The sequence below is a fragment of the Prevotella conceptionensis 9403948 genome (genome assembly GCF_000312305.1).
GTDB classification, from domain to species: Bacteria; Bacteroidota; Bacteroidia; order Bacteroidales; family Bacteroidaceae; genus Prevotella; species Prevotella conceptionensis.
The window spans coordinates 288,115-300,150 of the sequence record NZ_HE999448.1 but is presented as its reverse complement, the minus strand read 5'-3'; the positions used below and the strand labels follow the sequence as shown (position 1 = coordinate 300,150).

The 12,036-nt window shown below is 48.7% G+C and carries 8 protein-coding genes; 5 read left to right on the top strand and 3 right to left on the bottom strand.

What is annotated here, in order from left to right; all coding sequences use genetic code 11:
- Positions 1-168 precede the first annotated feature (168 nt).
- A complete protein-coding gene (locus tag BN93_RS10555; protein WP_044260524.1) occupies positions 169-1,185 on the bottom strand; it encodes a hypothetical protein in 1,017 nt (338 codons plus the stop codon).
- Between the two features lie 461 nt (positions 1,186-1,646).
- Between BN93_RS10555 and BN93_RS10550 the strand changes: the two genes are divergently transcribed.
- The 3 genes from BN93_RS10550 to BN93_RS10540 all read left to right on the top strand — a co-directional run bounded on the left by BN93_RS10550 (position 1,647) and on the right by BN93_RS10540 (position 4,920).
- Positions 1,647-2,213 (top strand): porin family protein, encoded by a 567-nt coding sequence (locus BN93_RS10550; protein WP_019188294.1) that lies wholly within the window; start codon positions 1,647-1,649, stop codon positions 2,211-2,213.
- A 146-nt stretch (positions 2,214-2,359) separates the two neighbouring features.
- Positions 2,360-2,983: a porin family protein gene (locus BN93_RS10545; protein WP_044260523.1), complete on the top strand. Its 624-nt coding sequence runs from the start codon at positions 2,360-2,362 to the stop codon at positions 2,981-2,983.
- 497 nt (positions 2,984-3,480) lie between these two features.
- A complete protein-coding gene (locus BN93_RS10540) occupies positions 3,481-4,920 on the top strand; it encodes a DUF5723 family protein (RefSeq protein ID WP_044260459.1) in 1,440 nt (479 codons plus the stop codon).
- Positions 4,921-6,590: 1,670 nt separating this feature from the next.
- Here BN93_RS10540 and BN93_RS10535 read toward each other — a convergent pair.
- Complete coding sequence (locus tag BN93_RS10535) at positions 6,591-9,131, bottom strand: ATP-dependent Clp protease ATP-binding subunit (RefSeq protein ID WP_019188291.1); 2,541 nt, start codon at positions 9,129-9,131, stop codon at positions 6,591-6,593.
- Between the two features lie 294 nt (positions 9,132-9,425).
- Here BN93_RS10535 and BN93_RS10530 point away from each other — a divergent pair, with 294 nt between their 5' ends.
- Complete coding sequence (locus tag BN93_RS10530; RefSeq protein WP_019188290.1) at positions 9,426-9,800, top strand: RidA family protein; 375 nt, start codon at positions 9,426-9,428, stop codon at positions 9,798-9,800.
- 52 nt (positions 9,801-9,852) lie between these two features.
- Positions 9,853-10,788, top strand: a complete 936-nt coding sequence (locus BN93_RS10525) for a YitT family protein (protein ID WP_019188289.1) — start codon at positions 9,853-9,855, stop codon at positions 10,786-10,788.
- A 260-nt stretch (positions 10,789-11,048) separates the two neighbouring features.
- Here the strand turns inward: BN93_RS10525 and BN93_RS10520 are convergent.
- A partial coding sequence (locus tag BN93_RS10520) for a phosphatase PAP2 family protein (RefSeq protein WP_044260457.1) occupies positions 11,049-12,036 on the bottom strand: 988 nt, incomplete at its 5' end.

Sequence of the window (12,036 nt, the reverse complement as noted above, 5' to 3'; positions counted from 1 at the left end):
TGGGTAAGGTTTTGCGCCCATGCGCCAATCCCAACCGTGAGAAATGCCGCTAAGGCAAAGAGTTTTTTCATTGTCATGTCTGTTGTTGTTATATTATTGTTTTGTTTTAGCGGGGTTGCGGCAGTCTGCCTTTTTAGGGGAGATACAGGTGCTGCCAAAGTATCGCTATCAGCGATGTTTCTCCATGCCGAGCCACATTCTTACGCGCTTAGCCACCGACTTGCCAATCTGTTTAAAGTTGCCGTGGCGCAGGTTGAGCCACAGTTCGATAAAGGCATAACGCGTTTTTATCCACGGATGTCCCCATGCGTGGCGGCGATAAACGCGCTCTTTAAAGGCCACATGCTCGATGATGTGGGACGGATGCGTAAGTGGAAAACTCTGCTCGATACGTTGCATGGTGAAGATGCGGCGCAAAGGAGCAGGCATGGTGTTGAGGGTTGAGAAGTGCGTAGAATCTTCTATCACCCCGATATTGTTTATTTGGTTGCGCGTAGGCATGATGGCCACCCCCGAATTGAGTAGCATCGATGCCCAGAAAATGGTTTCGTAATAGGCTTTTCCGCTTGCCTTATGGTCGGCACACATCTTCAAGAAGTCGGGGCGAAGTTGCCGTTGGGCGATAAGTTGGCGCAGTTGGGCAAGCGTTTGGGGGTCGTCCATAAACCGATAGTCGGCATCCCATGTGTCGATAACCCTTCGCCACGACGCCCAACCCCAAATGGAGAACACCGAAGTGAAGAAGTAGTCGCCCGCAACATCCTTTGTTTGCTCGTCGCTGTTAAAGCCTGCCACCATCCACACGCGCTCATCGTGTTCGTATCGGTCGAGTATTTCCTTGCAAAAGGGGAAGAAACTCTGCGTGGGTACGTCGTCGTCTTCCAGCACGATGCACTTGTCGGCCATCGAGAAAGCCCATTTTTGCGAGATATATTCGGAGGGGTCGCAGCCGTAGTTGCGCTCTTGGTACAGGTGTTTCACGTCGCATTCCCAGTCTATGTCGGCGGCAATGCGGCGGCAAGCCTCAATGCCAGGCATGTCTTTCTCGCCTCGCGGTCCGTCTTGATACAGAAAAAGTCGCGACGGGCGCGCCTCTTTCACCGCCCTGAACACCTTTTCGAAGGGTTCGGGACGGTTAAAAAACAATATCAACACGGCAATGTCTGTCTTTGCGGCATGCTTCATAGGGGCCAATTTAGTTTGTTTTTGGGCAACCTTTGCCTTTTCGCCGTGCAAAATAAAGCGTAGCGACATGGCGGCAAACGGGCCTTACGATAATTGTAGCTGTTAGCGGGCGGCCGTTAAAGGGCCATTCCCTTGCCTTGCAAAGATAAACGTTTTTGCTGGCATGGGCAAATGTTAAGCCAAGCACTTGCATGTCAAGATGTCTAAAACAAGTTAAAAATACATATCGAATTAGGCTTTGTATTGTTTTTTTACATATCTTTGCCACGAGATAAAGAGAGAGAATACCTTGAAAATTCTTACTGGTGCAAGTTCTGCATCAGGCTATTTAAATGATTATATTTTACGTATCAACTGAATTGTAACAACTAGAATTATGAAAAAGATTTTATTGATGGTGCTACTATTAGCCGTCACGGTGAACGCCTTTTCGCAACGTAGGCGAAGTTACAGGCGCAGTTATGCGCGTTCGTCACAATGGTACATCATGCCCAAGGGGCGGTTTCAACATCGCCACGGTTACCAACTGGGGTGGCGATGTACGCCTAGGATTGGCAGTAGGTGGCGAATTGGGCTGCCGCGTTTCCGACGTGATAACGCTCTCTGGGTCGCTTATCTATTCGCAACAAGGAACCAACACGTGGTTTTACAGCAGGGATTACCGCACGGACATCCATCTCGACTACCTCAACCTGCCCTTCATGGTGCACTTCAACGTGGCGCCGGGGCTTGAGTTAAAGGTTGGTTTGCAACCGGGCATCCTGGTGAACGATGCCGTGACACTAAGAACGGACGGATACAGCTACGACGAAGACTTCCACCGTTCGATGAAACGCCTACACTGGGACGACGGTTACATCGAGTCGGTAGACCTTTCTATGCCTTTCGCCATTTCGTACCAATATCGCCAATTGGTGTTCGATGCACGCTACAACCTCGGCTTAAACAACGTTACCACCCGCTCATGGTGGCGCAACGGGCACAACAGCGTGTTCCAATTCACCGTTGGATATAAGTTCGATCTTTAAAAATACATAGCCGCACGAGCCACTTTTCGCCTACGCGAGGGGTGGTTTCGTGGGCTAACATCAATTCCAACTGCTTACAAGGGTTTCTCTCGGCTTGGCCGAAAAAACATATCATAGTATCAAACAACAACAAAACATTTATTAAAATGAAGAAGTTTACTACCCTCTGCCTGTCGTTGCTGTTCGCAACAACGGCATTCGCGCAAGCCGAATCTGGCACATTCAGTCTGCAACCCAAAGTTGGATTGAACCTAAGTAACATCCTTGCATCGGATCAAAACCTTGATATGAAAGCAGGCCTGGTCACTGGTTTAGAGCTCAACTATCAGATTAACCAACTTATTGCCCTGTCTTTTGGAGGACTTTACTCGCAACAAGGTGGAAAACAAAGCATTAATGGCACTGATGTAACTGTAAAACTAGATTACCTTAACATTCCTGCACTCATCAATTTCTATGTAACAAAGGGACTTGCCCTCAAAGCAGGCTTACAGCTAGGCTTCTTGGTGAACGACAAAGCAAATGCAAAACGCAATGGAACATCCATAGAAATGAGCGTAGAGCAGTTTATTCATCTCGCCCCACAATATAGCAACGTTGAACTCCGCAAGTTTGATGTGGCCATTCCCATTGGCGTATCATACGAATTTAGTAATGTGGTAATTGATGCACGATATTGTGCAGGTTTAGTTCCATTGTTCGACGATTCGCGTTCGTCAGACAGGCACAGCGTGTTCCAGCTTTCAGTTGGGTATAAGTTCGATCTTTAAACATACACAGCACCACGAGCCACTTTTCGCCCACGCGAGGGGTGGTTTCGTGGGGCTAACTGCAATGCCAGAAGGTTAGCCAAGGCCGAAAGCCGGCCCAACACACTTACAGGGAGATGTGCGAACAGTCACGAATAGTTGCTCGCCCAGCTCCCTTACGCCTTCCGTTACGCACCCTTTCTCGCCTAGCTAAGCAGCTAACCCATGCACCAACAGCCTAAGTTGCGGGGTTGTTAGCCTTTCAATTACGGCCTTACCCCTGCGTTAACCCCATACCTCCACTATGCTCACTAACCCGAAAACACAGGCATTGGCCACACATTACATGCCCCAGGAGGCAATGAACTAAACCAACTGCACACCAAAAACATACACGAACGAAGTTTGTTTTTAACCTTTTCGCGCAACAATTTTTTAAACAACTTTGCTAAATGTAAAAGAAATTGTATCTTTGCAGCACAATAACAAAAGATAGATAACCTAATTTCTCACAATAGATGAACATTAAAACGACCCCAAAAAGAAAGCTGAAAGTTCTTGCAACCCTATTGTTGGGTATTGCCCCAATGGCGATGTTCGCCCAATTCAATCGCACAACATTTTTCATGGAAGGCGTAAGTTTCAAGCAACAGCTTAATCCCGCACTTGCACCTTCGCGCGGATATGTCACCGTTCCCTTCGTGGGCTCAATCAACGCGAGCGTTAGTTCTAACGCCATCTCGTCTGAATATTTCTCTGACATACTGAACAGCTCAAAGACAGCCGACTACTTTACCACCGACAAATTCATCAACCAGCTGAAAGACAACAACCGCCTGAACATGTCGTTGGCCAGCGATTTGGCCGCTGCGGGCTGGTGGGCCGGCGATGGTTTTTGGAATGTAAACCTCAGCTTAAAGCTTGATTTGGATGCAAACGTTAAGCGCGACGTGTTCGAATTCATGCGAGCCTCGCGCGGAATGAGCGACCAATCGTGGGCCAATGCCAACCTGCACACCAATGGTATGCAGGCCAAAATCAACTCGTACATGGAGGCAGGCGTGGGCTACACAAGGCCTTTTGGCGACCGACTGGTGCTGGGAGCCAAGGTTAAACTGCTCTTTGGCATCGCAGACATCAACATGAAGGTAGACGAAATTACCATGCAAACCAACCTGCGAGATATTGCAGCCAACCAAGACTGGTCTACCATTACCGAAGAACAACTGCAAAAGGTTAAGGGAAAGGCCACCATCAAGGCGCGTGCAGAGGTGCAAGGCTCGATGGCGGGCTTGTCTTTCGTTACGGATAACAACAAATACGTAGACAATATGGACTACAACGGCAGCGGCGGCCTAGCCGGTTTCGGTGCAGCTGTAGACCTTGGCGCGGCCTATAAGCTTGGCCGCGACTTTACATTATCGGCAGCCTTGCTCGACCTGGGTTTCATTTCTTGGGGTCAAGGCAAAACCATCAATGGTGTTTCCGACTTTAATCGCGAGTACGACTTCGACGGCGTACACGCAGGCGAACACCGCCGTGAGTTCAGAAAAACCATAGAAAGCGGCGACGTGTTTAACTCAGACCTGTGGAACTTAAAGGCCGAAGAGAGCAAATCGCGCACCACTTCGCTACGCACCACAATGGTGTTGGGCGCACAATACAAGCTGCTCGAAGACAAGTTGACCGTTGGCGCGCTCTCCACCACACGCTTTGGCGAGGTAAATACGCAATCGGAACTGACCCTTGCAGGCAATTACAGCTTTAACCGCCATATCGGCATCGCCCTAAGCTACTCGATGATACAAAGCCAAGGCAAGGGCTTGGGACTTGGTTTCAAGCTTGGCCCTGTTACACTGGCCACCGATTACATGTACTTCGGACAAGATACGCGCACGATTAGCGGCATGATTGGCGTAAGCATTCCTTTGGGAAGCCGCCGCGAAGGGATGTTCTAATTAAATCCTTCGCACCAAACAACTTACCCCCTGCTCCCTTCTCAAAGTGGGCAGGGGGTAAATTGCTTTTTGAAGGACACTAAATAGCCAATCGTCTGCTTATGGCTCTTCCCATCCCAATCGACAGATTAAGCCAACTTATAAACCCAACAACTTACCTACTTACCAACTAAACCAACTTATAAACCCATAAGCCTACCAACTTATAAACCCATAAACTTACCTACTTACCAACTAAAACAACTTACAAACGCATAAACCTACCTACTTATAAACTCATAAACTGACCTACTTACCAACTAAACAACTTATAAACTCATAAACCTACCTACTTATAAACTCATAAACTATTAACTTATAAACTCATAAACTATTAACTTATAAACTCACAAACCAACCTACTTACCAACTAAAACAACTCACAAACTCATAAACCTACCAACTTAAAAGAACCTTACAAATATTTTACAAAACACCTCTTGTTCGCCACACCCTTCTAGAAAAAAAACAAGAGCTTTTAGCAGGAAATTAGCCGCTTTTTGCAGCCTTACATGCTATGCTTTCTGTCCATTTTTAAGAACATTACGTGCATTTAGCACCATTTCGCCTTTCTATTTGGGTGCTGGTTCGTCGTTTCTTCATGCCCAAAAACCTGCTTTTAACCACCAAAAACCTACTTTTAAAAGCGTTTTTTGCCCTCATCCAGCACCTATTTTCACCCAAAATTGAACATTTATGCCTCTGCATACAATGTATATTAATACATTTTGCCTTGCATTTTGATGCTAAATACCTTGCGTTTTGATGCTAAACGCAATGCGTTTTGGTGCTAAATACACTGCGTTTTGGTGCTAAATACACTGCGTTTTGGTGCTAAATACACTGCGTTTTGGTGCTAAATACACTGCGTTTTGGTGCTAAATACAGTCTATTTAGCACCAAATCGCAGTTTTTAAGCAGCTAAATGGCCCAACTACCTGTATAAATTGCACATTTATGCAAAGCCAAATGGCCGTGTCTGTAATTTATACGCCACCCCCATTTTGCACCAAATAAACCTTCGCGAGAATCGTTTTTTCGGGCCGAAGGGCAGTTGGCGGGCAAAAAAGGCACTCATAATGTTAAAATTCTTACTGAAAAACGGACAAGAGGACCTGTTCAAGAGTTGGCGAGTTAATAAGGTTACAAGTTAACGGGGTTGGTAGCTGACGAGAGGTTTAATTGATGAGTTGACGAGTTAACAAGGTTACAAGTTAACGGGGTTGGTAGCTGACGAGAGGTTTAATTGATGAGTTGACGAGTTAACAAGGTTACAAGTTAACGGGGTTGGTAGCTGACGAGAGGTTTAATTGATGAGTTGACGAGTGAACAAGTTAATGAGCTTGGTAGTTGACGAGTTAACAAGTGGACAAGTTAACGAGTTTAGAAGTGGATATGCCTATTGGAATGGCAACTAACCATAAGGCTAGCAAGAATGGTATTCTTCGTTATCCCAAACTAACGCAACATATAGTGCCATCATTTGCCACGACTTACCTCCATCCGTGCACACTTACAACCACCCATAACCAAAAAGCGGGGGCATCATGACTAGTTCATGATGTCCCCGCTGGTATTCTAAATGAAGGCTACAAAGGCCGCGACGCAGGCCGAAACCTGCGTTGGAGGGTTTAGGATGCAACCACTTCTTTAACCAAAAGTTCTTCTTTGTCGGGGCACTTGTCTATAACGATGGTGCCACCAAGGGCCAATTCGTCTGAGAGAATGCGCTCGGCCAGCAAGTCTTCGATGTACGTTTGAATGGCTCGCTTTAAGGGACGCGCACCAAACTGCACGTCGTAGCCCTTCGATGCAACGAAAGTTTTGGCCTCGGAGGTTATTTCCAGGTGGTAGCCCAGGTCTTCAACGCGCTTGTAAAGCCCCTTCAACTCGATGTCGACAATGCGATTGATGGCGTTGAGGTCTAGTTGGTCGAAGGTGATAATCTCGTCAAGACGGTTTAAGAACTCAGGCGCGAACTGCTTGCTAAGGCTCTTTTGGATGATCGAGCGGGCGTATTCCTTATCCTTCTCATCCATGTTAAGCCCCAACGCGCCACCTGTGTTAAAGCCTACGCCACGTCCAAATTCTTTCAGCTGCCGTGTTCCGGCGTTCGAAGTCATGATGATAACCGTGTTGCGGAAGTCTACCAGTCGGCCGTTTCCATCGGTAAGGCGACCTTCGTCCAACACTTGCAGCAGCAGGTTGAACACATTTCCGTGCGCTTTCTCAATTTCATCGAGCAATACGATGGAGTAAGGTTTGCGGCGAACACGCTCTGTTAACTGTCCACCCTCTTCGTAGCCCACGTATCCCGGAGGCGCACCCACCAAGCGCGAAACATTAAAGCTCTCGGTGTACTCGCTCATATCTACACGTATAAGGGCATCGTCGCTGCCGAACATAAACTGCGCCAACTTCTTGGCCAAATAGGTTTTGCCCACGCCAGTGGGGCCAAGGAACATGAAAACGCCAATGGGATGGTTGGGTTCTTTCAGTCCAACGCGGTTGCGCAGAATGGCCTTAGTCATCTTTTCGATGGCTGCATCTTGCGCCACAACCGCCTGTTTCAGTTCGTTGGCCATGCCTTTCAGCCTTACGCCTTCGGTTTCTGCCATCCGTTGCACGGGTACGCCCGTCATGATCGACACAACTTCGGCCACCTCTTTCTCGGTTACGGGTTGGCGATTGTCGTTGTCGCCAAACGCCCAATCGTAGTTCAGTGCCTCCAATTCCTTTTCCAGTCGCAGTTGCATGTCGCGGTAGTTGGCGGCCAATTCGTAGTTTTGGTTCACAACGGCGTTTTGCTTTTTCAGCTTAGCCTCGTCCAATTCCTTCTCCTTTTCGATGATGGCCGGCGGCACTTCCACGTGTTGCAAGTGCACTTTTGCGCCCACTTCGTCGAGCGCATCAATGGCTTTATCGGGGAAAGCCCTATCTGTGACATAGCGTTCTGTCAGTTTGACACAGGCGCGCAAAGCGTCTTCCGTGTACGCCACGTGGTGATGGCGTTCGTACCTATCCTTAATGTTCTCTAAGATTTGCAAGGTTTCGTCGGCCGTTGTGGGCTCAACAATCACCTTTTGGAAACGTCTTTCCAGCGCGCCGTCTTTCTCGATGCTGTTGCGATACTCGTCTAACGTGGTGGCTCCAACGCATTGTATGGTGCCACGGGCCAACGCCGGTTTCATGATGTTGGCGGCATCCATGCTGCCAGGTGTGCTTCCTGCGCCGATGATGGTGTGTATCTCGTCGATGAAAACGATGATGTCGGGGTTGTTCTCTATTTCTTTGAGCAATCCGCGAATACGCTCTTCAAACTGTCCGCGATACTTCGTTCCGGCCACCATACCCGCCATATCCAGGCTCACAATGCGCTTATTAAAGAGCACGGGCGACGTTTTGCGCTTGGCAATGAGCTGAGCCAGCCCCTCAACGATGGCACTTTTGCCCACACCCGGTTCGCCAATGATGATGGGATTGTTCTTTTTTCGGCGACTGAGAATTTCGGTAACGCGCAAAATTTCCTGCTCCCGACCCACCACGGGGTCGAGTTTATCCTCCATTGCGGCCTGGGTAAGGTCGGTAGAAAAGCTGTCAAGGATGGGCGTTTTGCCATTCCCCTTAGCCGTCTGCGTGGCTTGTGCGCGTTCGTTACGTTGTGCGCCGCTATTGCCTGGCATGGGTTCGTCTTCCTCGTCGTCGGAAAGTCCGAGGCTATCTTGCGATGGCATGGCCCGCTTTTGCAGGTAAGCCAGCGTGTCTTCGTAGTTCAAGTTGTTGCTTTCTAGCACCTGTTTGGCGGCATTGTCCACGCGGTCGTGCAGCATAGCCAACAAAAGGTGCTGCACATCCACGGTTTGCGTGTTTTGTATGCGTGCCTCCAACACGGCCAATTTCAGGATGTTGTTCGGCATTTCGTTAAGGGCCACCTCGTTGTTGGCCACGGGTGCATGTTGCGCATGTGCCTTGGCCAACTCTTCCAGTTGCAAGCGCATGGCTTCGATGTCGGTGTTCTGCCGTTCGAAGAGTTCGTTTACAGGGCCGCCACTTCCTCTTAAAATGCCCAGCAGCAAATGTTCGGGCCCCACAACGTTGCTAGCCAGCCGCGTTGCCTCTTCGCGACTGAATGCCAGAACTTCTGAAACCCTGGGTGAAAATTGGCTTTTCATATACTTTATTCCTCCTGTATTTTCGTTTAATAATTACTTAATCGCCGCTAAGACGACTGATTGACACCTAATTCGGGCAACCATATTATGGAATGGCAAACACCGTGCCAAAATGCGTTTGCGGGCTAAGCGGTTGGCCATTGCCCACAGCGCGCATCCCACTAATGCAAATATAGTGAAAAAAGTGCAATTAACACCGCGATAAATAAATAAAAAAACACAAACTGGGGCAAACTTGCTCACGTCAAGTTTTATTATTATATTTGCACGCAATTACAGAAACAATCAACACAAATGAAAGCAATCAACACAGAAAAAGCACCCAAGGCTATAGGCCCTTACAGTCAAGCCATCGAGGCTAACGGCTTTGTTTTCGCCTCAGGGCAACTTCCAGTAGACGTAACGACGGGCGAATTTGTGCCGGGTGGCGTGAAAGAACAAACCCGCCAATCGCTTACCAATGCGCGAAACGTGCTGCAAGCGGCAGGTGCCGACCTGAACAACGTGGTTAAGACCACCGTTTTCCTTTCGGACATGGCCAACTTCGCCGAGATGAACGAAGTGTATGCCGAGTTTTTCTCGCAGCCTTTCCCTGCCCGTTCGGCCGTGGCCGTGAAGGCATTGCCGAAGGGAGCACTGGTAGAAGTAGAGTGCATCGCCGCCAAATAAGGGGGCAAGACGTAAAGCGCAGAAACAAAACCGTTCACAACTTACTGCAAAAATGACAGCTGTAAACAAAAAAGCCATATATCGGGAACTTACCGACTACGTGATGATTGGCATCGGCATGGCTTTCTATAGCTTGGGTTGGGTGGCCTTTTACTTGCCCAACCACATCACCACAGGTGGTGTAGCCGGTCTTTCGTCCATCATCTTTTGGGGTACGCACACCCCTGTGCAGTTCACATACTTTGGCATGAACCTGATACTTCTTGCCATTGCCCTGAAAGTTTTGGGCTTTAAGTTTTGCTTGAAAACCATCTACGGTGTGACGATGATGACGATGTTCGTTGGGTTGTTCCGCCAACTCTTTCCCAATCCCACCATCCTTCGCGACGAACCTTTCTTGGCCTGCATCATCGGGTCGTGCTTCTGCGGTATCGGTTTGGGCTTCGGGCTGTCTTATCACGGCAGTTCGGGAGGGTCGGATATTGTTGCAGCCATCATAAACAAGTATCGCGACATCTCGCTTGGGCGCGTAATTCTGTTGGTAGACATGATTATCGTAAGCCTTAGCTACTTGGTTTTGAAGAGTTGGGAGCAGGTTATCTATGGCTATGTGGGACTTATTGTGGTGTCGTTTGTACTCGACCAAGTGGTGAATATGGGCAAACGCTCGGTGCAGTTCCTCATTATTTCCGAACGTTACGAAGAGATTTGCCAACGCATAACAAGCACCCCACCCCACCGCGGATGCACCATCATCGATGCCACGGGCTATTATTCAGGTAATCATCTCAAGCTGGTGGTTCTTGTAACCAAACAACGTGAGGCATCGCAAGTGTACAGTATGATTGACGAAATAGACCCACACGCCTTCGTTACGCAATCTTCTGTGAGCGGTGTTTACGGAAATGGGTTTGATAAGTTCAAGGTTAAACGAAGTAAAAAGCGCGTGGATGGTGCGCCAAAGGCTAACGCCACGCCTGCCGTGTAATACAACTGCATTACACAAGCAAGCCACAACGCATAAGCAAAGAAAATGTATCATTTGAGAGATTTCTCACTCACGACGACCGCATTATATAAAAGGTGTGGTGCGCCATGAGTGAAAAATCTCTCAATTTTGTTTGCTGACGAGAGGACGAAGTGACGAGAGGGCTGCCCTGCGACAAAGAAGAAATGCGACAAAGCCTATACAATAAGGCTCCCGAAAAAAAGCGGTTGGTGGCCAACTGCTTAATCTTTACCACGCATTTAAAACGAAATACAAAACGCCGTACCGACACTTAGTTGCAACAGTTTCTTCTTTATGCGCTCGGTAATCACCTCGTTGGGCAGGTTCTTTGCATCGGGAAACTCGTGTTGTTTCCATTCCGAAGGGTTCAACGTCAAGGTAAACGTGTTGAACGAATAATTCAGATTGAGGAACGCGCGCCAGCTGTAAGCCTGCTTGTAGGCCACGGTGAACGACATGCCTGTGCCTAAACGCAGGGCCTTGTTGCCTTGGATGGTGAGGAAGTCCCATTCGGTGGTGTACTTTTGCTGCGTATCGGTGTAACTTTCAGGTGTTCCGCTCTTCACCGTCCCTTCCTTCATGGCGCGCACCGAGATGCCCTTAAAGATGTTGCGCCCAACGGTAAACTGTCCGCCCAAAGACATGCGAGGCGCAAAAGGCCATGCCAAATAAAGTCCCAAAGAGGAACAAAGTTCGTTTAGGCCTGTGCGTAAGAAGTCAAACGTAACGCCTTCGGGGAGGTTTGCCGTGGCAGAAGGTCGCCTAAACGGCTTGTCGAGGTGCTTAACATGATGTCCGACCAGTTGCCACGAGGTGCCAACGCCGATGTAGGGATTAAAGAAATAGGCTGCCTCCACGCCCACCATAGCCCCTGTTCCAAACTGCATAAGGAACGGAACGTCGCCCAATGTAGCCTTAAAGCTGTCTGGCGTGCGAAGTCTTTGCTGCCCTAGAATGCCGCTCATGCGGATAGAGAAGAACGAAGGGTGGGTACTTAGGTTCACCAAGCTATGCTTTTCGGGAGCAACTAGCCCCTTTTTCTTAAACAACAAGTCGCTCAGGGCATAGCCAAGCTCGGTAGACATGATGCCTATGCCCGCTCCACAAAACACGTCGCTCATCCAATGGCGGTTGTTAAGCATACGCATCACCCCCGTGGCAGTGGCTACGCCATACCCGGCAAAGCTGTACCAAGGGCTTACTGTGAGCCCATACTCCTTGTGAAGG